Origin of the sequence: Streptomyces sp. VRA16 Mangrove soil, from assembly GCF_017377775.1 — a bacterium.
Taxonomy (GTDB): domain Bacteria; phylum Actinomycetota; class Actinomycetes; order Streptomycetales; family Streptomycetaceae; genus Streptomyces.
Window position 1 is genome coordinate 339,797 of record NZ_JAFVLN010000007.1, and the last position, 23,154, is coordinate 362,950.

The window sequence follows — 23,154 nt, forward strand, 5'->3', positions numbered from 1 at the left end:
GATAGCAAGGTGCTGGAGGATCCGTGGACCTGTCCCTGTCGACCCGTACCGTCGGCGATCGTACGGTCGTCGAGGTCGGTGGCGAAATCGATGTATATACCGCGCCCAAGCTGCGCGAGCAGCTGGTCGAGCTGGTGAACGACGGCAGTTTCCACCTTGTCGTCGACATGGAGGGCGTGGACTTCCTCGACTCCACCGGGCTCGGCGTGCTGGTCGGCGGTCTCAAGCGTGTGCGGGCCCACGAGGGCTCGCTGCGCCTGGTCTGCAACCAGGAGCGCATTCTCAAGATCTTCCGGATCACCGGCCTGACCAAGGTGTTCCCGATCCACACCTCGGTCGAGGAAGCTGTCGCGGCGACCGACTGATCTCGGTCGCAGCGGGAAGATCGATAGAGAGACGGGGATCGGGCGACGCGCCGTCGCGCCCGGTCCCCGAGAGCACGCCCGTATGTCCGAGGGGGATGCATGGCCACCGTCGAACTCCGCTTCAGCCCTCTGCCCGAGCACGTCCGCACGGCCCGTCTGGTGGCGGCCGCGGTGGCGCGCAGGTCAGGCGTGGACGAGGCCGTGCTCGACGAGGTCAGGCTCGCCGTCGGCGAGGCCTGTTCCCGGGCTGTCGGGCTGCACCAGGCCGGCGGGATCACCGCACCCGTCCGGGTGTCGCTGATCGAGGAGGAGAAGCAGTTCTCCATCGAGGTCGGGGACGAGGCGCCGCGCGCGGCCGCCGAGACCCCCGGCGCGCCTGACGCGGCCGACGACCTGGAGGCCGAGGGCGAGGACGAGATGGGTCTCGCCGTCATCAGCGGCCTCGTGGACGACGTCGAGGTCACCGCGGACGCGGACGGCGGTCTCATCAGGATGAGCTGGCCGACGCTGCCCGCGACCCTGTTGCCGTAGCGCCGACGCGCGATTTTCCCGAGAGCTTCAACAGAGCTTCAAGATCCCGTTCATCTTCCTGATGAGCGGGATCTTTTTATTTCCGAGGAGATCATTTTCCGTAGATCGTCGATCTTTGCTAATGCCCTCAAAGGGTTAGCGGGGTTTATCGATCATTTCTCGGGTAGAAAACAATTCCGCTTACGGTGCCCTGTTGAGATCAGGTTCAGCTCCCTACAATCCGTCCACATCTTGAGCTCAGCCCAAGCGTCAAGGAGGACGAATGGCGGAGCCTTCTCAGTTCGCAAGCCTCGCAGCCGCAGTTCTGACGGACGACAACCGACTGATCGTGATCGTCATCGCGCTCGTCGCGCTCGCGGCGCTCGCCGTCGCAGGGGTCCTGGTGCGTCAGGTCCTCGCGGCCGGCGAGGGCACCCCATCCATGAAAGAGATCGCGGCCGCGGTGCAGGAAGGCGCGAAAGCCTATCTGGGCCGGCAGTTGCGCACCCTCGGCGTATTCGCCGTCGTGGTGTTCTTCCTGCTCCTGCTGCTGCCCGCCGACGACTGGAATCAGCGGGCGGGCCGTTCGATCTTCTTCTTGATCGGTGCGCTGTTCTCGGCGACCACCGGCTATATCGGAATGTGGCTCGCGGTGCGCAGCAATGTGCGCGTGGCGGCCGCGGCCCGGGAAGCGACTCCCGAGGAGGGCGAGCCCGAAAAAGATCTCACCGATGTCTCGCACCACGCCATGAAGATCGCTTTCCGTACGGGTGGCGTCGTCGGCATGTTCACCGTGGGACTCGGGCTGCTCGGCGCCTCCTGCGTCGTCCTGGCCTACGCGGCCGACGCGCCGAAGGTTCTGGAGGGCTTCGGGCTCGGGGCGGCGCTGATCGCCATGTTCATGCGTGTCGGGGGCGGCATCTTCACCAAGGCCGCCGACGTCGGCGCCGACCTGGTCGGCAAGGTCGAGCAGGGCATTCCGGAGGACGATCCGCGCAATGCCGCGACCATCGCCGACAATGTGGGCGACAACGTCGGCGACTGCGCCGGGATGGCCGCCGACCTCTTCGAGTCGTACGCCGTCACGCTGGTCGCCGCGCTGATCCTCGGCAAGGCGGCCTTCGGCGACTCCGGGCTCGCGTTCCCGCTGATCGTGCCCGCGATCGGGGTCCTCACGGCGATGATCGGCATCTTCGCCGTCGCGCCGCGCCGCTCCGACCGCTCCGGGATGAGCGCGATCAACCGCGGCTTCTTCATCTCCGCGGTGATCTCCCTCGTACTCGTCACGATCGCCGTCTTCGTGTATCTGCCCGGCAAGTACGCCGATCTGGACGGTGTCACCGACGCCGCCATCCGCGCCAAGGACGGCGATCCGCGGATCCTCGCGGTCGTCGCCGTGGCCATCGGTATCGTGCTCGCGGCCCTCATCCAGCAGCTCACCGGCTACTTCACCGAGACGACCCGGCGCCCCGTCAGGGACATCGGCAAGACGTCGCTGACGGGCCCGGCGACCGTGGTCCTCGCGGGCATCTCGGTGGGGCTCGAATCGGCCGTGTACACCGCGGTGTTGATCGGACTCGGCGTCTACGGCGCGTTCCTGCTCGGCGGTACGTCGATCATGCTCGCGCTGTTCGCCGTCGCGCTGGCCGGCACCGGGCTGCTGACCACCGTCGGCGTCATCGTCGCGATGGACACCTTCGGGCCGGTCTCCGACAACGCGCAGGGCATCGCCGAGATGTCCGGCGACGTCGAGGGTTCGGGCGCGCAGGTGCTCACCGACCTGGACGCCGTGGGCAACACGACGAAGGCCATCACCAAGGGCATCGCCATCGCCACGGCCGTCCTCGCGGCGTCCGCGCTCTTCGGCTCGTACCGCGACGCGATCGTCACGGCGGCGCACGACGTCGGCGAGAAGGTCGGCAACGGCGGGCCGATGGGTCTGGTCATGGACATCTCGCAGCCCAACAACCTGGTGGGGCTCATCGCCGGAGCCGCGGTGGTGTTCCTCTTCTCCGGCCTTGCCATCAACGCCGTCTCCCGGTCGGCGGGTTCGGTGGTCTACGAGGTGCGCCGCCAGTTCCGCGAGCACCCCGGGATCATGGACTACACCGAGAAGCCGGAGTACGGGCGCGTCGTCGACATCTGTACGAAGGACGCGCTCAGGGAGCTGGCCACGCCCGGTCTGCTCGCCGTCATGGCGCCGATCGCGGTCGGCTTCACGCTCGGTGTGGGCGCCCTGGGTGCCTACCTCGCCGGGGCCATCGGCACCGGCACCCTGATGGCCGTGTTCCTGGCGAACTCCGGTGGCGCGTGGGACAACGCGAAGAAGCTCGTCGAGGACGGTCATCACGGCGGCAAGGGCAGCGAGGCGCACGCGGCGACGGTGATCGGGGACACGGTCGGCGATCCGTTCAAGGACACCGCGGGCCCGGCCATCAACCCGCTGCTGAAGGTGATGAACCTGGTCGCGCTGCTGATCGCGCCCGCGGTCGTCAAGTTCAGCTACGGGGACGACGCGAACGTGGGCGTACGGGTCGCGATCGCCGTCATCGCCCTCGGCGTCATCGTCGCGGCGGTGTACGTGTCCAAGCGGCGCGGCATCGCCGTCGGCGACGACGGAGACGGCACGGACGGGGACGGAGGAAATTCCGGACCGGTGCCGCAACAGGCGGATCCGGCCGTGGCGTCGCAGCGCACCTGAGGGTCCGACAGGCGGCCGCCCCAACACATGGGCGGGCAGCGCGTTTTGACGCGCTGCCCGCCCACGCGCGCGTACGCACAGGCTTCATGACGTGCCGTGAACTTCTCACCAGGTCTTCCGTGTGTCCTCCGTGAGCCTTCTCTCCCTTGGTGCAAATGGCTGCTAAAGGTCAAGAAAGCGGTCGTATCGAACGCCCGAGATGCGCTTGTCGTGTGCTCGGCGTGTAAGTTCCGGGGCCGTAAGCCATGGAAGGGACCAATCCGGTGAACAAGAAGCTTGCAGCCGCACTGTCCGGCGGTGCGGTACTGGTACTGGCGTTGTCGGGCTGCAGCGACGACAGCAATGACAAGCTGGACTCCTGGGCCAAGCAGGTCTGCGACGAGGTCCAGCCGCAGGCGAAGAAGATCGAGGCGGCCAACACCGCGATCCAGAAGCAGACGTCGGACAACAGTGCGCCGGCCGATGTGCAGAAGACGGACTCGCAGGCGTTCCAGGACATGTCCGACGCCTACAAGGCGATCGGTGACGCGGTCGACAAGGCGGGCGCCCCGCCGGTCGACAACGGTCAGACCAAGCAGCAGGACGCGGTCAAGGAGCTGGACAAGATCTCCACGTCGTACGCGGACCTGAAGAAGCAGGTCGACAAGCTCGACACCAACGACCAGGCCAAGTTCGCCGAGGGTCTCAAGGGCATCGCGGGCGAGCTCGACAAGCTGAGCCAGTCCGGCAGCGACGCCCTGAAGAACCTGGAGGAGGGTGACGTCGGCAAGGCGATGGCCAAGCAGGAGAGCTGCAAGAGCGCGTCCGCTTCGCCGTCGGCCTCGTAGGGTCCGCCCGGCGTACGCGCCCCCGGTGCCGCGGGGAAACCCGCCGCACCGGGGGCGCCGCCGTTTTCCCGCGCGCCCCCGCGCCGGAGGGCCGTGCCCACCCGTTCCACCGTGCGGAAGGCCTGCCCGCGGCGCGGTAACAATGGAAGCGTGAGTAATTCCTCCGCCTCTGTGCCGCTGCCCGCCGCCGACCGCCCCGACGCCGCCCGCGCCCTGCGCGACGCGCTCATCGAAGCCGAGTTCACCGCCGACGGGCTGCTCGAACTGCTCGGCGCGCCCGCCTACGCGGCGCTCGCCCGCAGCGAGACCGTGCCCGCGCTGCGCGCCACCCGTGGCGACAGCCCGCTGGAGACGCTGGTGCGGCTGTTCCTGCTGCAGCAGCCCGTCGCGCGCGAGCGGCTGGCCGGGGTGCTCGACGTCGACCTGGGCGTGGCGAGCGGCTGGCTGCGCGACGTGAACGGCGCTTCCGGCGCTTCCGGTGCCGCCGGTGCCGCCGGTGTCGCCGGTGTCGCCGGTGCCGAGGTCGCCGCGACCGTCGACGTCCGCCCCTACGGCGGTCCCGACGGCGAGGACTGGTTCATCGTCTCCGACCTCGGCTGCGCGGTCGGCGGCGCCGGCGGTATCGGCAGCCGCGACGAGGGAGTGGTGCTCGGCGTCGGCGGTGCCTCCACGACGCTGGCCGGGATCACCGTCCGTACGCCCGTCGACTCCGCCCTCGACATCGGCACCGGCTCCGGGATCCAGGCCCTGCACGCCGCCCGGCACGCCACCCACGTCACCGCGACCGACCTCAACTCCCGCGCCCTGCACATCACCGGACTGACGCTCGCGCTCTCCGGCGTCCAGGCCGCCGACCTGCGGGAGGGCTCGCTGTACGAGCCCGTGGGCGAGGGGGGCGACGCCAGGTACGACCTGATCGTGTCGAACCCGCCCTTCGTCATCTCGCCCGGCGCCCGGCTGACCTACCGCGACGGCGGGATGAGCGGGGACGATCTGTGCCGCTCGATCGTTCAGGGAGCGGGGCAGCATCTGAACGAGGGGGGATTCGCACAGTTCCTGGCCAACTGGGAGCACGTCGAGGGTGAGGAGTGGACCGAGCGGCTGCGCTCGTGGGTGCCGCGCGGCTGCGACGCCTGGATCGTGCAGCGCGAGGTGCAGGACATCACGCAGTACGCGGAGTTGTGGCTGCGCGACGCCGGTGACCACCGCACCGACCCGGCGGAGTACGCGGCGCGCTACGACGCGTGGCTGGACGAGTTCGAGGCCCGCAAGGTGAAGGCCGTCGGCTTCGGCTGGATCACCCTGCGCAAGACCGCGAGCGACGAGCCGTCGATCACCGTCGAGGAGTGGCCGCACCCCGTCGAGCAGCCGCTCGGCGACACCGTACGGGCGCACTTCGAGCGGGTCGACTGGCTGCGCACGCACGACGACGCGGCGCTGCTTCAGTCGTCGTTCACGCTCGCCGGTGAGGTCGTGCAGGAGCAGGTCGGCCTGCCGGGCGCCGAGGACCCGGAGCACGTCGTGCTGCGCCAGGGCCGCGGGATGCGCCGGGCGACGAAGGTGGACACGGTCGGCGCGGGCTTCGCGGGCGTCTGCGACGGGACCCTGAGCGCCGGGACGATCCTGGACGCCATCGCCCAACTCATGGGCGAGGAGCCCGTGTTGCTGCGCGACCAGACGCCGGCTCAGATCCGCACCCTGGTCGAGCAGGGCTTCCTGGAGCCCGTACGCCGAGCCTGACGGCCGCTCTTCGCCTTGCGCTGTACGGGAGTTCACCCCGGGTTGGCCTGCCGGTGTCAGCGTCTCCCGTCTGGGTACCGCGACCGGTACCGGGATCGGGGAGGCAAGGCGATGGAGAGTACCCCCGCGCTCTTCGCGGGCACCGTGTTCGCGCTGTTCGGAGCGGGTCTCGTGGTGTGGACGGGTGCGCGCACACTGCACCGGGAGCCGGTGCTGGACGGCGCGCGTCCGGTGGCGGCGGCGGTGCTCACCGGGGCGTCCGGAGTGGCGTCGCTGGCGCTCGCGGTGTGGTGTTTCGGCCAGACGTGAGACGTCCGGGCATCCGGGTATTCGGACGTGCGGACGTGACGTGCGGACGTGACGTGCGGACGTCCGGACGTTCAGATGTGAGACATGCCGAAGGGCCCGCCCCGCTTCCGCGGTGCGGGCCCTTCGGCGCAGTTGCCTCCGACGGCGTCAGCCGCGCAGCACGCGGCCCTGGCTGTCGGTGCGGTCGGTGCTGGTGAAGAACAGGATCGCGTCGATCAGGGCCCAGAAGCCCAGGCCGCCGCAGGTGAACAGCTGGGCGAGCGCGACGCCCGTGTTGCCGACGTAGAAGCGGCCGATGCCGAAGCCGCCCAGGAAGAGCTGGAGCACACCTGCGGTGACCTTGGACTTCTCGGAGTACGGGCGGCCCTGCGGGTCGTAGCCGTACGGGGCGTTGGGGTCGGGCTGACCGGGCTGGCCGGGCTGAGCGGGGTAGGACATGCGCGTTCTCCTCGGGGACAGCGCAAGGGGCACGGCGCGGCCGTGCTCCTGAGCGGATGACTGGTGAGGCGGATGCGCTGTGTGGGGACGTCGCGCAGCCTCGGAGTGCCCAAATTTAGAGGCAGTTGAGGCGGGCTCGCCCCGGAGGAGGGGTTTCGTGGCGGGTTTGTGACCTGAGGGGTGCGTGGTGCCGACAGGGCCTGTGCGGCGGTGTGTGATGCGGCATCAGAGCGCGTTGCGCAGCACGGTCCACACGAGGGCGACGGCGAGGATCGCCGCCTGGCCGCGCGGTGGGATCCGCGGTCGCCAGCGGCGCCCGCGCAGCCCCTCGTAGGCCCAGCGGCCGAGGAGGGCGAGGGCGAAGGGCGCGGTGAGCAGCAGCAGCCGGTTGTCGTGCCAGGCCGCGGTGAACTGACCGTGCATCAGGTCGTAGACCATGCGGCTGCCGCCGCACGCCGGGCAGAGCAGCCCCGTCGCCCAGTTGAAGGGGCAGCGGGGCAGCCAGTGGCCGGGCTCGTGGGGGTTGGTGCCGTAGAGGTAGTACGCGCCGACGGCACCCGCGGCCAGCACCCCGACCGGGGCCGCCGCCGGGTGCCGCCACAGCGCGCGGGCCCGGCCGCGGCCGTCAGCCGCGCAGGACACGGCCGTTCGAGTCCGTGGTGTTGCTGCTGGTCAGCAGGATGATGCCGTCGATCAGCGCCCAGATGCCGAGGCCGCCGCAGGTGAACAGCTGCGCGAGGCCGATGCCGACATTGCCGATGTAGAAACGGCCGACGCCGAAGCCGCCGAGGAAGAGCTGCAGCACCCCGGCGACGATCTTGGACTTGTCCGAGTACGGGCGGCCGTACGGGTCGTATCCGTAGGGGGCGTTCGGGTCGTAGCCGCCGCCCATCGGCATGCCGGGCTGCGGCGGACCCGCGTACCCGCCGCCCGGGTAGCCGGCTCCGGGAGCGCCCCCCGGGTAACCGGCGCCCGGCGCGCCGCCCGGGTAGCCGTATCCGGGCTGGGAGTCCTGCTGGGGGTAGCCGTAGCCGGGCTGCGGGGCGCCCTGCTGCGGGTAGCCGTACGGGCCGGGCTGGCCGGGCTGTCCCTGCGGGTCCTGCGGGGGCGGGCCGTAGGGGTTGCTGTCGGACATCGGGATGCTCCTGGGTCGGATGCCTGGGGACGGAGCCGGAGGCTCCCGCAGGCTCCCCCAGCCACTGCCATCTTGTCAGGACGGGATAAGTACGGGGAGTGAGGGATGCCGCGAGTCCCTTGATCGGGGCGCAACCGGGACGCTCGTGACAGGAACGTGGCACACACAGTGAACGGACGGGTACCCGGAGCCCATGCGTCCGCTCCCCGGTCCGGGGGCAGGATCACGAGGAGTCGGGTTACCGTTCCGAGTGGCTGCTGCGTGCTTTTCCCGTTTGACACACCGGCGGGAGGTACCGTCACACTCCGCAGCAGTGCCGTAGAGCCCGTAGCGCCGCAGCAGTGCGGCCAGCAGCGACCAGAACGGCCCCAACCGCCGACCGGAGAGAAGAGCGAAGTTGTCCCCGACCAGCGAGACCGCACAGGGCGGCCGCCGACTCGTCATCGTCGAGTCGCCCGCCAAGGCGAAGACGATCAAGGGCTACCTCGGCCCTGGGTACGTCGTCGAAGCGAGCGTCGGGCACATCCGCGACCTCCCCAGCGGCGCGGCCGAGGTCCCCGAGAAGTACACCGGCGAGGTGCGCCGCCTCGGCGTCGACGTGGAGAACGACTTCGAGCCGATCTACGTCGTCAACGCCGACAAGAAGGCCCAGGTCAAGAAGCTCAAGGACCTGCTGAAGGACTCCACCGAGCTCTTCCTCGCCACCGATGAGGACCGCGAGGGCGAGGCCATCGCGTGGCACCTCCTGGAGGTCCTGAAGCCCAAGGTTCCCGTCCACCGGATGGTCTTCCACGAGATCACCAAGGACGCGATCCGCTCCGCCGTCGCCAACCCGCGCGAGCTGAACAAGCGCATGGTCGACGCCCAGGAGACCCGCCGCATCCTCGACCGTCTCTACGGCTACGAGGTCTCGCCGGTCCTGTGGAAGAAGGTCATGCCGCGCCTGTCGGCGGGCCGTGTCCAGTCGGTGGCCACCCGGCTCGTCGTCGAGCGCGAGCGCGAGCGCATCGCCTTCCGCTCCGCCGAGTACTGGGACCTGACCGGAACCTTCGCCACCGGCCGCGCCGGTGACCCGTCCGACCCGTCGTCGCTGGTCGCACGCCTGTCGGCGGTCGACGGCAAGCGCATCGCGCAGGGCCGCGACTTCGACTCGCTCGGCCAGATCAAGGGCGGCAACTCGGCGAACACGCTGCACCTGGACGAGGCGAACGCGCGAGCGCTCGCCGCCGCCCTGGAGAACACGTCGTTCGCCGTCCGTTCGGTCGAGTCCAAGCCGTACCGCCGCTCGCCGTACGCGCCTTTCCGTACGACGACGATGCAGCAGGAGGCCTCGCGCAAGCTGGGCTTCGGCGCCAAGGCGACCATGCAGGTGGCCCAGAAGCTGTACGAGAACGGCTTCATCACCTATATGCGTACGGACTCCACGACGCTCTCGGACACGGCGGTGACCGCCGCCCGCGCTCAGGTCACGCAGCTGTACGGCTCGGACTACCTGCCGGACAAGCCGCGCACCTACGCGGGCAAGGTCAAGAACGCGCAGGAGGCGCACGAGGCGATCCGTCCCTCGGGCGACCGCTTCCGCACGCCCGCCGAGACCGGTCTGACCGGCGACCAGTTCAAGCTGTACGAGCTGATCTGGAAGCGGACCGTCGCCTCCCAGATGAAGGACGCGGTCGGCAACTCGGTCACGGTCAAGATCGCGGGCACGTCGAGCGACGGCCGCGACGCCGAGTTCAGCGCGTCCGGCAAGACCATCACCTTCCACGGCTTCCTCAAGGCCTACGTCGAGGGCGCCGACGACCCGAACGCGGAGCTGGACGACCGCGAGCGCCGTCTGCCGCAGGTCGCCGAGGGCGACGCGCTGTCCGCCGAGGAGATCTCGGTCGACGGCCACGCCACCAAGCCGCCGGCCCGCTACACCGAGGCCTCGCTGGTCAAGGAGCTGGAAGAGCGCGAGATCGGCCGCCCGTCGACGTACGCGTCGATCATCGGCACCATCCTCGACCGCGGCTATGTGTTCAAGAAGGGCACGGCGCTCGTCCCGTCCTTCCTGTCCTTCGCCGTCGTCAACCTGCTGGAGAAGCACTTCGGCCGGCTCGTCGACTACGACTTCACCGCCAAGATGGAGGACGACCTCGACCGCATCGCGCGCGGTGAGGCGCAGTCCGTGCCCTGGCTGAAGCGCTTCTACTTCGGTGAGGGATCGGGTGACGCGAGCGCGGCCGACGCGGGCAACGGCGACGGGGACCACCTCGGCGGCCTCAAGGAGCTCGTGACCGACCTGGGCGCGATCGACGCCCGCGAGGTCTCGTCCTTCCCCGTCGGCAACGACATCGTGCTGCGGGTGGGGCGCTACGGCCCGTACGTCGAGCGCGGTGAGCGCGACTCCGAGGGCCACCAGCGCGCCGACGTCCCCGAGGACCTCGCCCCCGACGAGCTGTCGGTCGAGTACGCGGAGGAGCTGCTCGCCAAGCCGAGCGGCGACTTCGAGCTGGGTACCGATCCGGGCAGCGGGAACCAGATCATCGCCAAGGACGGGCGCTACGGCCCGTACGTCACCGAGGTGCTCCCCGAGGGCACCCCGAAGACCGGCAAGAACGCGGTGAAGCCGCGGACGGCCTCGCTCTTCAAGTCGATGTCGCTCGACACGGTGACGCTCGACGACGCCCTGAAGCTGATGTCGCTCCCGCGCGTGGTGGGCACCGACGCCGAGGGCGTCGAGATCACCGCGCAGAACGGGCGGTACGGGCCGTACCTGAAGAAGGGCACGGACTCGCGGTCGCTGACGGCCGAGGAGCAGCTCTTCACCATCACGCTGGAAGAGGCGCTGGAGATCTACTCCCAGCCCAAGCAGCGCGGGCGCGCGGCCGCGAAGCCGCCGCTGAAGGAGCTCGGCGAGGACCCGGTCAGCGGGAAGCCCGTCGTCGTCAAGGACGGCCGCTTCGGCGCGTACGTCACCGACGGCGAGACCAACGCGACGCTGCGCGCGGCCGACTCGGTCGAGGACATCACGCCGGAGCGCGGCTACGAGCTGCTCGCGGAGAAGCGGGCCAAGGGACCCGCCAAGAAGACCGCGAAGAAGGCCGTCAAGAAGGCGCCGGCCAAGAAGGCCGCCGCCAAGAAGACGACCACGGCGAAGAAGACGGCGGCGAAGAAGACCACCACCGCCAAGAAGACGACCACGAAGAAGACGACCACGAAGAAGGCGGCCGCCTCCAAGACGGCGGCCTCCGGCGCGGCCGACGAGTAGTGGACCGCCGCGCGGGCCGTCGATCGGCCGTTGACCTGCCGTCGATCTGCCGTTGATCGGGCCGCCCCGTACCGGCGCGTGCGGGCCGGTCCCGCAGAGCCGTTTTACGTAGACACGTGGACGCCCCCGGAAGTTGTACCGGGGGCGTCCATTTGTTCGGGCTGGGCGCCCGGAGTGTCGGTGCGTCCCGATAGGCTGGACGAATGACCCCTGCCGAGCAGCCAACGGCCCCCAGTAGTGCGGCCCCAGACGACGCCCTGGTAGCGGACTCCCGAGAGCGCGCCGTGCGCGCCCTCCTGCGCGCACCCCAGTTGAAGCGACTGTGGTCCGCGCAGCTCGTCGGCGGGGTCGGTGATGTGCTCGGGCTGCTTGTGCTCGTGGTGCTCGCACTGCAGGCGGCCATCGCCGAGGGATCGTTCGGCGCCGGGTACAGCGGCGTCGCCCTGGCCGTCACCGCCGTGTTCGGCGCGCGGATCCTGTCCACGCTGCTCTTCGGCGCCGTGCTGCTCGGCCCGCTGACGACCCTGACCACGCCCGGCGGCCCGCTCGACCGGCGCTGGACCATGGTCGGCGCCGACGGACTGCGTGCCGCGCTGCTGATCGTCGCCCCGCTGTGGATCGACTGGACGCCGGACAACGCGCTGGCGCTGATCCTCGTCACCGCCTTCGTGGCCGGGGTCGCCGAGCGGTTCTGGACGGTCGCCAAGGAGAGCGCGGCGCCCGCGCTGCTGCCCGCGCCGCCCCTGGAGGGCGCGGCCGTGCGCCCGCTGCCCGACCACATGGACGCGCTGCGCAGGCTCTCGCTGCGCACGACCTTCGTCGGCGTTCCGCTGGCGGCCGCGGTGCTCGTCGTGGTCACGCTGGTGCAGAACCTGATCGGTGCGGGCGTGGACTGGTTCGCGCTGCACCAGGTGGCGCTGTCGTCGTACGTGGGGGCGGGCCTGTTCGCCGCCTCCCTGTCCGTCGTCTTCTTCCTCGAACTGCCCGGTACGCAGACCCCGCGCGCGCGGTCGCCGCTGGAGGGGCTGCGCCGCCCGAAGACCGGCACCGGTGTCGACAAGGGACGCACCGGCGCCATCCCGCTGCTCGTGCTCGCGTGCGCCGCGGTCGCCGGAGCGGTCTCCGCGGCCGTCGCCGTCGCCGTGCTGCAGGCCAAGGACCTGGACGGCGGACCGGTCACCTTCGGTCTGCTCGTGCTCGGTCTGACCGGCGGCACCGTCATCGGGATCCGCAGCGCGCCGTCCGTGCTGCCGTCGCTCTCGCGCCGCCGGCTGCTCGCGCTGGCCATCGCGCTCACCGGCATCGCGCTGCTCGCCGCCGGGCTCGTGCCCGACGTGACCAGCGTGATCCTCATCGTCACGCTCGGCGGTGTCGCCGCCGGCATCGCGGCCAACACCGGGCACACGCTGCTCGACCAGGAGACCGAGGAGTACCGCAGGGCCCGCACCACCGAGCACCTCCAGGCGGTCGTACGGGTCTCGGTGGCGCTCGGCGCCCTGATCGCGCCGCTGCTCGCCGCGCTGATCGGGCGGCACCGCCTGGAGAGCGGCAAGTTCGTCTTCGCGCACGGCGGCGCCGCGTTCACGCTGATGCTGGTGGGCGCGCTGCTGCTGCCCGTTGCCGCGCTGGTGCTCGCCAAGGCCGACGACCGCAGCGGGGTCCCGTTCCGCCACGACCTGCGCGACGCGCTGCTCGGCGGCCACGACCCGGCGCAGGCACCCGCCCCGAGCGGCTTCTTCATCGCCCTGGAGGGCGGCGACGGGGCCGGCAAGTCCACGCAGGCGCAGGCGCTCGCCGACTGGATCCGGGCCAAGGGCCACGAGGTCGTCGTCACCCGCGAGCCGGGCGCCACCCCGGTCGGCAAGCGGCTGCGCTCGATCCTGCTCGACGTGTCGTCGGCCGGTCTGTCGCACCGCGCGGAGGCGCTGCTGTACGCCGCCGACCGCGCGGAGCACGTCGACACCGTTGTCCGCCCCGCTCTGGAGCGCGGCGCCGTCGTCATCTCCGACCGGTACATCGACTCGTCCGTCGCCTACCAGGGCGCGGGCCGTGACCTGTCGCCCGTCGAGGTCGCCCGGATCAACCGCTGGGCCACCAGCGGACTCGTACCGAACCTGACCGTGCTGCTCGACGTGGACCCGGAGGCCGCCCGCGAGCGGTTCACCGAGGCGCCCGACCGGCTGGAGTCGGAGCCGATGGAGTTCCACGCGCGCGTGCGCTCCGGTTTCCTCACCCTGGCCGCCGGTGACCCCGGCCGCTACCTGGTCGTCGACGCCGGGCAGGAGCCGGAGGCGGTCACGACCGTCGTCCGGCACCGCCTGGACATGCTGCTTCCGCTCTCCGAGGCCGAGATCAAGGCGCAGGAGGAGGCCCGCAAGGCCGCCGAGGAAGAGGCGCGCCGCAAGGCCGAGGAGGAGGCCGCCCGCAAGGCGGAGGAGGAGCGCCTGGAGCGCGAGCGCCAGGAGCAGCTCGCCAAGCTGCGCGCCGAGGAGGAGGAGCGCAAGCGCCGCGAGCTGGAGGAGGCGCAGCGCATCGAGGCCGAGCGCCAGGCCGAGGAGGCGCGCGTGCGGGCCGAGGAGGCCCGTAAGAAGGCCGAGGAGGAGCGGGCGCGGCTGCTCGCGGAGGAGGCCGCCCGCAAGGCGGAGGAGGAGCGCCGCCGCAAGCAGGCCGAGGAAGAGGCGCGGCTGCGGTCCGAGGCCGAGGAGCGGCGCCTGGAGAAGCAGCGCAAGGCCGAGGAGGCCCTGCTGCGGGCCGAGGAGGCGCGGCGGCTCGCGGCCCAGGCGAGCGCGGCGGCGGCGGAGGCCGGGCGGACGATGGAGTTCCGCAAGGTCGAGGACGCCAGGCCCGCGACACCGGCTGCACCGGCGGCCCCTGTGACCCCGGCGGCTCCCGCGACTCCGGCGCAGCCGCCCGTTCCGGACAACGAGACGACCGTGCCGACGCCGATGGTGCGGCCCGAGGACCTGCCTGCCAAGGCGGGCGCGGCCGACGAGACCGCGGTGCTGCCGCAGGTCCCGGAGGCGACTCCGGCGTCCCCCTCCGACGCAGAGGAGACCGCGGTGCTTCCGCAGCCGCCCGCCGGCGCGGCGGACGAGACGGCGGTGCTCCCGCAGGTGCCGGATCCGGCCGGTTCCTCCGGTTCCTCCGGTTCCTCCGGTTCCTCCGGTTACAAGGTGCCGCCGGGCTACTTCCGTGACGAGCGGCCGTCCCCCGAGGGCTCCGCGGAGCGCACGGCCGAGCTGCCGCAGGTCGACGAGGAGGGTCGGCCGCGGCGCCGCCCCCGCCCCGACTGGGCGGAGGAGACCCCGCTGGACGACCTGCCGTCGCTCGCCGACGAGCTGCTCGGCAGCCGGGACGAGGACGAGGGAGACGGCGGGCGCCGACGCCGCTGAGGCGCCGGGTTCCGTGGGTCGGGCCTGGTGGGTCGGGTCCCTCGCGTCGGGCTCTCTGGGTCGGATCTGTGGGTCGGCTCTGTGGAGCGGGCTCCGCAGGTCGGGCCCCGGGGGTCGGGCTCCGCGGTGTCAGGCCAGCCGCAGCTCGACCCAGACGCAGTCCGCGGGGTCGCCGTCGAGCTGGTACCGGTCGACCTCGACGGTGAAACCGGCCCGCTCGGCGAACCGCAGTCCCGCCGTGTTCGAGGCCAGCAGGACCGTCTCGAAGGACCGCGCGCCGAGCCCGCGGGCCGCCGCCAGCCCACGCTCGTACAGGGCGGTGCCGAGGCCGCGGCCCCGGTGCTCCGGCAGCACCCGGGCGATCACGGTGGCGGTCCCGTCCTCGCGGGGCCGTCGCACGGTGGTGCAGCCCACGAGGACGTCGCCCTCGTACGCGACCTCCAGCACGTTGCGGCCGGCGCGCTCGCGTACGTCGTCGAGGGACAGGCGCGCGGACGCGGCGGGCACGATCGTGTTGTGCGCGTGCTGCCAGTCGGCGAGCAGCGCGTCGGGGGAGCCGCTGGTCAGGGGCTCGATACGGAGATCGGTCATCGTCGTATCCAACGGTGTCAGTGGGGCCCGGCACAATGGTCGCAAAGGGGCACAGCCTGAGAAAGGGCGGTAGGCGATGGCCGTATGGGACGACCTGGTCGGTCAGGAGCGCGTGATCGCGACGCTCGACGCGGCCGCGCGGGACGCGGACGCGCTGGTGACGGCTGCCGCGACCGACACCCCGCCACCGCCCGCGTCCAAGATGACGCACGCCTGGCTGTTCACCGGGCCGCCCGGCGCGGGCCGGGTCACGGCGGCCCGCGCGTTCGCCGCCGCGCTGCAGTGCGTGTCGCCGGACCGGGCGCTCGGCGGCTCCCCGGGCTGCGGGTTCTGCGACGGCTGCCACACCGCGCTGCTCGGCACCCACGCCGATGTCTCCGCGGTCGCCGCGGTCGGCACCCAGATCCTCGCCGAGGACATGCGCGACACGGTCCGCAAGTCGTACACATCACCGGCGGGCGGCCGCTGGCAGGTGATCCTCGTGGAGGACGCGGAGCGGCTGAACGAGAAGTCGGCGAACGCCGTCCTGAAGGCCGTGGAGGAGCCCGCCCCGCGCACGGTCTGGCTGCTGTGCGCGCCCTCCGTGGAGGACGTGCTGCCGACGATCCGTTCCCGCTGCCGGCTGCTGACCCTGGCGTCGCCGGCCGTCGGCGCCGTCGCCGACATGCTCGTACGACGTGACGGTATCGAGCCCGACGTCGCGGCGAACGTCGCCCGTGCCACCCAGGGCCACATCGACCGGGCCCGCCGCCTCGCCACCGACCCGCGCGCGCGGGAGCGCAGGGCCGCCGTGCTGAAGATCCCGCTGCGCGTCGAGGACATCGGCGGCTGCCTCAAGGCGGCGCAGGAGCTGGTGGACGCGGCGGCCGAGGACTCCAAGCAGCTCGCCGAGGAGGTCGACACCAAGGAGACCGAGGAGCTGAAGGCGGCCCTCGGCGCGCAGGCCGGCGGGCGGATGCCGCGCGGCACGGCCGGCGTGATGAAGGACCTGGAGGACAAGCAGAAGCGCCGCCGCACCAGATCCCAGCGCGACAGCCTCGACCTGGCCCTGACCGAGCTGACCGGTGTGTACCGGGACGTGCTGGCGCTGCAGCTCGGCTCGCGAGTGGCGCTGGCCAACGTCGAGATCCAGGACACGCTGGAGCGGATCGCACGCGGCAGCTCGCCGGAGTCGACCCTGCGCCGGATCGAGGCGATCGGGGCGTGCCGCACCGCCCTCGACCGCAATGTCGCGCCGCTGCTCGCGGTGGAGGCGATGACGGTGGCGCTGCGGGCGGGGTGAGCGGGGTCCGGCCGGGGTGCTGCTCTTTAGAGTGCCGATGCGACCGCTCGCTGTGACGGCACGGCTGCGGAGGGTTACGCTCGTTCGATGCACTCCAGGCGCCGCCCCTCCACCTTCCGCTCCCGCCCCGCCCCCGTTACCGCCGTCCGCCGCAAGGCCGCCCTCCTCGGCGCGGCCGCCGCGCTGCTGTTGACCGGTGTCGCGGCCTGCTCCCCGGGGAGTTCGAGCACCGCCGACGCCTCGCTCGCCGCGCTGCCCGGCGCGACCCCCGCCGAGCTGACCTCGTACTACAGCCAGACGCTCAAGTGGCGGGAGTGCGGTGTCCCCGGCTTCGAGTGCGCGACGCTGAAGGCGCCCCTCGACTACGACAAGCCGACCGCGGGCGACATCGACCTCGCCGTCTCCCGCAAGAAGGCCACGGGCCCCGGCAAGCGGCTCGGCTCGCTCCTGGTCAACCCGGGCGGCCCCGGCGGCTCGGCGATCGGCTACCTCCAGGCGTACGCGGGTATCGGCTACCCGGCCGGGGTCCGCGCCCGCTACGACATGGTCGCCGTCGACCCGCGCGGCGTCGCCCGCAGCGCGCCCGTCACCTGCCTGAACGGCAAGCAGATGGACGCGTACACGCAGACCGACGTGACACCCGACGACGCCGCCGAGAAGACCGGGCTGACGGCCGCCTTCCAGAGGTTCGCCGACGGCTGCGAGACCCACGACGCGACCTCCAAGCGGGTCCTGCCCCATGTCTCCACGGTCGAGGCGGCCCGCGACATGGACCTCGTCCGCGCGGCGCTCGGCGACGAGAAGCTGACCTATGTCGGGGCCTCGTACGGCACCTTCCTCGGCGCGACGTACGCGGGCCTGTACCCGGAGCGGGTGGGCCGCCTGGTCCTGGACGGCGCCCTCGACCCGTCGCTGTCCTCCCGCGAGCTGAACCTGGAGCAGACCGCCGGCTTCGAGACCGCGTTCACCTCCTTCGCGAAGGACTGCGTGGCCCGCGCCGACTGCCCTCTCGGTACCGGTACGCCCGCCGAGGCGGGACAGCGCCTGAAGCAGTTCTTCACCACCGTCGACCGCACGCCCCTCGCCACCGGTGACCCCGACGGCCGCAAGCTGGGCGAGGCGCTCGCCACCACGGGAGTGATCGCGGCGATGTACGACGAGGGGGCCTGGCCGCAACTGCGCGAGGCGCTCACCGCCGCGCTGAGCAAGAAGGACGGCGCGGGCCTGCTCGCGCTCTCCGACAGCTACTACGAGCGCGACCCCGACGGGACGTACTCCAACCTGATGTTCGCCAACGCCGCCGTGAACTGCCTCGACCAGCCCCCGTCCTTCACGTCGCCCGCGGACGTCGAATCCGCCCTCCCCGACTTCGAGAAGGCCTCCCCGGTCTTCGGCCCCGGCCTCGCCTGGTCCTCCCTGAACTGCGGCTCCTGGCCGGTCCGGCCCACGGGCGAGGCGCACCGGATCACCGCCGACGGCGCCGCCCCGATCGTCGTGGTCGGCACCACCCGCGACCCGGCCACCCCCTACGGCTGGGCGAAGTCCCTCGCCTCCCAGCTCTCCTCCGGCCGCCTCCTCACCTACGACGGGGACGGCCACACGGCGTACGGCCGCGGCAGCACCTGCATCGACGACGCGATCGACACCTACCTCCTGACCGGCACCCCGCCCACCGACGGAAAGCGCTGCTCGTAGCCCGTCTCCCATGCCCATAAAGGGTGGGCGGAGCACCCCTGGGGACCGTGTAGGATTGGCGACGTTGCTGACGCACTCCGGTGCGCGCGGCGGCGCCGCCTTAGCTCAGATGGCCAGAGCAACGCACTCGTAATGCGTAGGTCTCGGGTTCGAATCCCGAAGGCGGCTCCGAAAGAGGCCAGGTCGCATAACTCGTGACCTGGCCTTTTGCTTGCCCTGATGCCTTGTCGGCGGGGCGGAGGACGCCCGGCCCCGCACCACCGAATCCAAGGGGTGTACGAGGGGTGCGCGCAGGATGTGATCGAGAGGGCGGACGAGTCGTCGTGTGAGGCGCCCCGGCAGGTGAGCCGATTTGTGGAATCACTCCAAACCCAGCTCATAGGCTGGCTGACGTGGCAGATCCCTTGGACACTGTGGAGTTCCGCTCGCTCGTGACGCAGTCGAGCGCTGTGCTCCTCACGCACGGAGTCGAGGTGGAAGTGACATCCGTGCACAGGGTCGCGTCCAACCTCGTCGAGGTCATCGCGCAGCAGTCCGGCATGGATCGCGCGGAAGCCGTTCACCCGGTGACGCCGGAGGCGGTCGCCGGGATCATTATGGAGGTAGCAGCAGAGGAAGACCGCAGCTCTCCCGGGCCGCACGCGACGAGGCCGGTCCGGCTCGACGACCGCTCGGTTCGTACGCCCGTTGAGTCGCTGGGGCATTTGGTCATGGCCGCTGCGCGGGCTGGAAAGTACGCTGGTATCAACGACGACGGCGCGGCAGCGGCTCACCTCTTGGACCTCGCCACCGAGATCGGCGCTGCCCTCGTGCAACGGCACTCCGATGGCGCGGCCAACGTGCCAGTCGGCATGCTCGATGAGTTGACGGAACTGGTCGACGCGGTGGCCGACCACATCGAGTCGGGCAACTGGAGCATCTGCACGTGCGGCGAGGACCACGAGCAAGGGGACGTGGACTCGGATGCGCTGCCGGTCATGCGTCACCAGGCGGCTCTGGCCCGCAGACTTCGAGCCCAGGCCACGGGATGACAGTGACAACGCGAGCACTGGCGAAGCAGAAGCAGGCCGGCCCTGCCCAGTTCTGTGATTGCGGACGGGAGATCGGGAGCGACTTTCGTTTCTGCCCCACATGCGGGTTCGCGGTGCGGCCCCACGGCAGGCAGGAACAGAAGCCGGGAGACCTGTGTCGCACCCTTTGCCGTTGCGCTGAGCGGACCTATGAGCGCCTCGCCGAGAGCCATCTCGCGGGCAGGGCCCTGGGGGAAGAGTCCTTCACTGACTACAACCTCCAGGACATCCGCCAGGCACACGGGGACCGGGTGGTCACACAGCAGTACAGTCGCGAGGAGGAGTCCAGGAACGGGGCCGACTGGGAGTGGTGGTTCCACGACGGTACCCACGGCTTCGGCATGCGTGTACAGGCCAAGAAAGCCCACAAGGACGGCCGTTACGTACTTCGTCACACCGTGCGCAGCACCGGGGCGCTGCAGAGTACGCAACTGGTCGAAGACGCAGCGGCCTCGGGTTGTCTGCCCTTCTACGTCTTCTACAACCACAAGAGCTGGACCGCCCCCGGCGAGGCCCTGGCACCGGCTGACTGTGATCACACGCGAGCCGATCAACGCCAGATGGGATGCACGATCGTCTCGGCGCTGGTCGTTCAGCGCGTAATAGCTGAGGGCATGCCCCGCGCGAGTGACCATGTCAAGCAGCACAGCCTGCCCTGGAACCGTCTTCTCTGCGACTCGCACAAGAGGTACGAGGAGGACACGGGCTTGGAAGCCGCGTTCGACCACATCTGCGAACTCCACGCTGACGGGCGCAGTGACCTTAGCCTCGCTGTCGAGCGCCCCGAGGTCTATTCATACGTCGTCAGGTCGATCAAGCGTGCTGAGGACAGAGAGAGCCGAGTTCCGGCCCAGGACCGTGTCGTCCTGCCTGACGTGGCCGAGCGACCGTACATCGACCTGACGGACACCCCCCTGTATCGGAAGTTCGCTGTGCTGGCTGACAGACCTTTGCCGCCATTGCCGGAGCGAGTCAGGCACATGCTTCACAGCGAGACGTTCGAACCTCCGGACGAGCGCCTCGCCGGGACAGCTCTCATAGACCTCACCGGCTGCTGACCGGTACGGAAACCGGTCAGCAGTGCGGGAAGCGGTCACGCCGTAACCGGCTCATTCCGGAGGGTTGCTCCGCAGGTGCACGAACAAGTGCACTCAGGTGCTGACTTGACGGCGAAAACGAGAGTCTTGGCATGCTGCTCGATCGCCGTCCGGATCGCGCACGGGGCACGAGCTGGACCAGGCCTCGCCAGCGACGCGGGCGAGATCGTCGAGCACGGACTGGTAGATGTCGCGCCTCGGCGACAAGACGCTCGAAGAGGTTTGAGATCCGCCCGGGTTGCAGAAGGGGCCCCTTGTTGCCGTTGGCCCTGATGCAGGCGTCGTACAAGGCGGGTGGAGTTTCGATCACTCGCACCGTACGCAGGTCAATGAGGGTAAGGCGGTCAGCGTCGATGCCTTCAAGCCGGGTGACCTCTTGTTCACCAACGGCACGGCCGAAGCCCCGGATCGAGTGCGCCTGGCCAGTGCAACTCAACAAGATCTTTACGGGCCCTTAGGGACGTGTCCCTCGTGCTCGCCGGAGCTCGGGATCCGGCGTTTTCGGTGCCATATCCGAGATACGGACTATGCGGGGTAACAATGAAAATTTCCGACACGATCGGGTGAGCCGGTTCAGGCTTTTCCGTTGGATTCGTTTCCGGTCCTCCATAGTCAATCGCGGAGTAGGTGGCGAAGATGAAGCCTCGAGGAGGGGTTATGCCGGATATTTTCGACCGGATTGAATGGAAGGTTCGCGATGTTTTCGGGAAAGCGCCAGTTTGTGTGCATGTAGGGAATGTTGAAGAGTGTGATATTAAACGGCATCCCACCTATGCGAAATTTCGCGCGGAGGCGATTTCGGCGGGAGTCCGGTCAGCTGCGAGTTCCCGCCTGTGGGAATCTCTAATTGCAATGGGTAGGTTGTGCGATCTAGACGGTGACGACACGTGGAGGTTGGTGATTCTTGATTGCATCGTTCCTTGCTTCCGATCGACATCCATGAAGATCGCCCGAGATTTTCGGGTCGACCGTGAAGAGCTGCGATCGTCAATGGTGGCAACTGCACTGGAAGTCTGGGCGGACACTGTGGTGGGCGTTCCGCCGCGCCACGTGCGGGATCGAATGGTGAAGGCGGCTTTCGAGGTGGCCTGGCAACTTGGGAATCCCGGCTCGTTCGAATACCCAGCTGATGACATCGAAGTCTATGACGGGCCGGACGCTTCTGACCCGCGCCTTGGCGTGAAGGCGGCCTCTATCCTTGACTTGGGCGTCATGCGTGACGCAGATTTCGCGGAACAGATCAGTGGTGAACGCTTCGGGGCGCTTTTCGAGAGGCTGGGGCATTTCGATGCCGTGCAGTCTTTTCATGACGAGATTCGCTCCGGTCGGCGATCGGGTTCGGTTAGTCAAAGTAAGGCTTCGGGGTTGCATCGATACTGGATTTCCAACTCGAAACATTATTACTATGCTTCGGATCTTTATCCCCCATATGTTGGGCTTCGGGAAGCTGCAACCGTGATGGGGATTGCCGAATCTGCCGCGCGTCGACTGATCGGTGCCGGGCAGTTCCCTTTCCCGGTGGCGAGGGCGGGTCGTAGCTATAAAATATCAGTCAGGGCTCTCATGCATTTCAAGGAAATTCCGGACGCCATTGTCTACGTTGATGACGTTGAGAACGGTGCTCTTCATGCGCGCGGTGGTGCAGCCTGAGTTGTGGTGCACATATCCACATGCAAGTCACCGGCGAGGGAGTGGGGGCGCGGAATAGAATTCCGTTCCTGTCGGCGTAGGGACGGGAGCGCCACGCCGACCAGAGGCGCATCTGGCAGGTAATGAATCCTGACGTAAGTCTCGAACCTGACCAGGTAATTCAGCTTGGCGCGCGCCTCCGGTGTTGTCCGGCATGCTCGTGGCTGAGTTTCGTGGGGGCCTGCGAATGGTGATGGCGATGGGGGAGCCGGTTCCCGAGGTAGTACGTGACTTGAGGTCGACGCGACGACGTGGCAACGGCCAGAGTGGGAGCGAGGCCGAGGAGATCTTCCGACTTCGTTGGAAGGCAACGCAGTTGAAGAAGGGCAGCATGGACTGGCTGGCACGGAGGGCTGATTCTGCGCCCTGGCGTCCACAACCCCTTCGGCATCGGCCATTTCGCCGTGGACGCGGTCTCCGGAGCCCTCGACGTGATCCCGAGCCTTCACGGCCATCTGTGCAAGCGCAGCTGCACGGCCGATCTGTGGCGATGCAGCTGCAGCCTGAGATTGGGTCCGGCGCTGGATGCGTATTGGCTTGGAAAGCGCCCGCGCGCGACGGCGTCGGTGGTGGGGGAGGCCGCGACGACCTACCTGGCCGACCCCGCGCCGACGTGTTTTCTTCGGGCCCGGGCCAGCCAGGCCCAGCGGGTGAGGGCGCCGACGGCGACCACCACGATGAGTGATCAGCAGATTGGTGGGCTGACCAGCTGCGATCATCTGCTCCGGCGCCGACTCCATGCGTGAGCGATGCGTGAGCGGACCCGGTGGCAGCCCCCTGGATGCGGCGTCATGCGAAGGAGGCCAGCACCTGTCTGACCAGCCGCAACAGGATCTCGCGTGAGCGCGCGGCACCATCCGACACGATCTTGCAGGCCCTCGTAATGCGTAGGTCTCAGGTTCGAATCCCGAAGGCGGCTCATCTAAGAAGTCAGGCCGGACAATGTCTGGCCTGACTTCTTTCATGTCCGCATGGCCCGGAGGGCCCGCTGGGCGCGGCCGGGTGACGTACACCTCTCCCGAGGCGTACGAGGCGTACGAGGCGTACGAGGCGTACGAGGCGT

General features: G+C 69.7%; 17 protein-coding genes and 1 tRNA gene. 14 read left to right on the forward strand and 4 right to left on the reverse strand.

The genetic code is table 11. From position 1 onward, the window contains the following. The first annotated feature begins 23 nt into the window (after positions 1–23). The 6 genes from bldG to J3486_RS21465 all read left to right on the forward strand — a co-directional run bounded on the left by bldG (position 24) and on the right by J3486_RS21465 (position 6,452). Positions 24–365 carry an anti-sigma factor antagonist BldG gene (gene bldG / locus J3486_RS21440; RefSeq protein ID WP_003975386.1) on the forward strand — a complete coding sequence of 114 codons (342 nt, stop codon included), beginning with the start codon at positions 24–26 and terminating at the stop codon, positions 363–365. A 99-nt stretch (positions 366–464) separates the two neighbouring features. Further along, positions 465–896, forward strand: coding sequence for an ATP-binding protein (locus tag J3486_RS21445; RefSeq protein ID WP_207822532.1), 432 nt, complete (start codon positions 465–467; stop codon positions 894–896). A 262-nt stretch (positions 897–1,158) separates the two neighbouring features. Further along, the gene (locus J3486_RS21450; protein WP_207822534.1) at positions 1,159–3,576 is read left to right on the forward strand and encodes a sodium-translocating pyrophosphatase; all 2,418 of its coding nucleotides are present in this window, start codon (positions 1,159–1,161) and stop codon (positions 3,574–3,576) included. A 245-nt stretch (positions 3,577–3,821) separates the two neighbouring features. After that, on the forward strand, positions 3,822–4,403 hold the full coding sequence (locus J3486_RS21455) for a small secreted protein (protein ID WP_207822536.1): 582 nt from the start codon (positions 3,822–3,824) through the stop codon (positions 4,401–4,403). 150 nt (positions 4,404–4,553) lie between these two features. Further along, positions 4,554–6,143, forward strand: coding sequence for a methyltransferase (locus J3486_RS21460; protein ID WP_207822538.1), 1,590 nt, complete (start codon positions 4,554–4,556; stop codon positions 6,141–6,143). Positions 6,144–6,254: 111 nt separating this feature from the next. Then, positions 6,255–6,452 (forward strand): hypothetical protein, encoded by a 198-nt coding sequence (locus J3486_RS21465; protein ID WP_207822540.1) that lies wholly within the window; start codon positions 6,255–6,257, stop codon positions 6,450–6,452. Between the two features lie 147 nt (positions 6,453–6,599). On the opposite strand, the gene J3486_RS21470 is transcribed toward J3486_RS21465, so the two are convergent. From J3486_RS21470 to J3486_RS21480, 3 genes are all read right to left on the reverse strand, one after another. After that, entirely contained in the window at positions 6,600–6,890 is a 291-nt protein-coding gene (locus tag J3486_RS21470) for a TM2 domain-containing protein (RefSeq protein ID WP_207822543.1), read from the reverse strand. Positions 6,891–7,115: 225 nt separating this feature from the next. Then, positions 7,116–7,532 carry a DUF2752 domain-containing protein gene (locus J3486_RS21475; RefSeq protein ID WP_207822545.1) on the reverse strand — a complete coding sequence of 139 codons (417 nt, stop codon included), beginning with the start codon at positions 7,530–7,532 and terminating at the stop codon, positions 7,116–7,118. After that, positions 7,516–8,025 (reverse strand): TM2 domain-containing protein, encoded by a 510-nt coding sequence (locus J3486_RS21480; protein ID WP_207822547.1) that lies wholly within the window; start codon positions 8,023–8,025, stop codon positions 7,516–7,518. Before J3486_RS21480 ends, J3486_RS21475 begins: the two co-directional genes overlap by 17 nt. Before the next feature lie 397 nt (positions 8,026–8,422). Between J3486_RS21480 and topA the strand changes: the two genes are divergently transcribed. Then, positions 8,423–11,275 (forward strand): type I DNA topoisomerase, encoded by a 2,853-nt coding sequence (topA, locus tag J3486_RS21485; protein WP_207822549.1) that lies wholly within the window; start codon positions 8,423–8,425, stop codon positions 11,273–11,275. A gap of 203 nt (positions 11,276–11,478) precedes the next feature. After that, positions 11,479–14,667 (forward strand): dTMP kinase, encoded by a 3,189-nt coding sequence (gene tmk, locus J3486_RS21490; RefSeq protein WP_207822551.1) that lies wholly within the window; start codon positions 11,479–11,481, stop codon positions 14,665–14,667. 129 nt (positions 14,668–14,796) lie between these two features. Here tmk and J3486_RS21495 read toward each other — a convergent pair whose 3' ends face one another. After that, complete coding sequence (locus J3486_RS21495; RefSeq protein WP_207822553.1) at positions 14,797–15,258, reverse strand: GNAT family N-acetyltransferase; 462 nt, start codon at positions 15,256–15,258, stop codon at positions 14,797–14,799. A gap of 76 nt (positions 15,259–15,334) precedes the next feature. On the opposite strand from J3486_RS21495, the gene J3486_RS21500 reads away from it, so the two are divergent. The 6 genes from J3486_RS21500 (at position 15,335) to J3486_RS21525 (ending at position 22,052) form a co-directional block, all read left to right on the forward strand. Next, entirely contained in the window at positions 15,335–16,540 is a 1,206-nt protein-coding gene (locus J3486_RS21500; protein WP_207822555.1) for a DNA polymerase III subunit delta', read from the forward strand. A gap of 87 nt (positions 16,541–16,627) precedes the next feature. After that, on the forward strand, positions 16,628–18,235 hold the full coding sequence (locus tag J3486_RS21505) for an alpha/beta hydrolase (protein WP_207822557.1): 1,608 nt from the start codon (positions 16,628–16,630) through the stop codon (positions 18,233–18,235). Between the two features lie 94 nt (positions 18,236–18,329). Continuing rightward, a tRNA-Thr gene (locus tag J3486_RS21510) sits at positions 18,330–18,403 on the forward strand. A gap of 224 nt (positions 18,404–18,627) precedes the next feature. Then, positions 18,628–19,266, forward strand: coding sequence for a hypothetical protein (locus J3486_RS21515; protein ID WP_207822560.1), 639 nt, complete (start codon positions 18,628–18,630; stop codon positions 19,264–19,266). Then, a complete protein-coding gene (locus tag J3486_RS21520; protein ID WP_307804889.1) occupies positions 19,263–20,363 on the forward strand; it encodes a DUF6615 family protein in 1,101 nt (366 codons plus the stop codon). The genes J3486_RS21515 and J3486_RS21520 overlap by 4 nt, the downstream gene beginning before the upstream one ends. Before the next feature lie 978 nt (positions 20,364–21,341). Then, positions 21,342–22,052 (forward strand): AlpA family transcriptional regulator, encoded by a 711-nt coding sequence (locus J3486_RS21525; protein WP_207822564.1) that lies wholly within the window; start codon positions 21,342–21,344, stop codon positions 22,050–22,052. Positions 22,053–23,154: the final 1,102 nt, after the last annotated feature.

Excerpts from the sequence above, each read along its gene's own strand:
- J3486_RS21495 (WP_207822553.1), bottom strand. The coding sequence starts at position 15,258 with ATGACCGATCTCCGTATCGAGCCCCTGACCAGCGGCTCCCCCGACGCG.
- J3486_RS21470 (WP_207822543.1), bottom strand. The coding sequence starts at position 6,890 with ATGTCCTACCCCGCTCAGCCCGGCCAGCCCGGTCAGCCCGACCCCAAC.
- J3486_RS21500 (WP_207822555.1), top strand. The coding sequence starts at position 15,335 with ATGGCCGTATGGGACGACCTGGTCGGTCAGGAGCGCGTGATCGCGACG.
- J3486_RS21450 (WP_207822534.1), top strand. The coding sequence starts at position 1,159 with ATGGCGGAGCCTTCTCAGTTCGCAAGCCTCGCAGCCGCAGTTCTGACG.
- tmk (WP_207822551.1), top strand. The coding sequence starts at position 11,479 with ATGACCCCTGCCGAGCAGCCAACGGCCCCCAGTAGTGCGGCCCCAGAC.
- J3486_RS21480 (WP_207822547.1), bottom strand. The coding sequence starts at position 8,025 with ATGTCCGACAGCAACCCCTACGGCCCGCCCCCGCAGGACCCGCAGGGA.
- J3486_RS21455 (WP_207822536.1), top strand. The coding sequence starts at position 3,822 with ATGGAAGGGACCAATCCGGTGAACAAGAAGCTTGCAGCCGCACTGTCC.
- J3486_RS21525 (WP_207822564.1), top strand. The coding sequence starts at position 21,342 with ATGAAGATCGCCCGAGATTTTCGGGTCGACCGTGAAGAGCTGCGATCG.
- J3486_RS21445 (WP_207822532.1), top strand. The coding sequence starts at position 465 with ATGGCCACCGTCGAACTCCGCTTCAGCCCTCTGCCCGAGCACGTCCGC.
- J3486_RS21520 (WP_307804889.1), top strand. The coding sequence starts at position 19,263 with ATGACAGTGACAACGCGAGCACTGGCGAAGCAGAAGCAGGCCGGCCCT.
- J3486_RS21465 (WP_207822540.1), top strand. The coding sequence starts at position 6,255 with ATGGAGAGTACCCCCGCGCTCTTCGCGGGCACCGTGTTCGCGCTGTTC.
- J3486_RS21505 (WP_207822557.1), top strand. The coding sequence starts at position 16,628 with ATGCACTCCAGGCGCCGCCCCTCCACCTTCCGCTCCCGCCCCGCCCCC.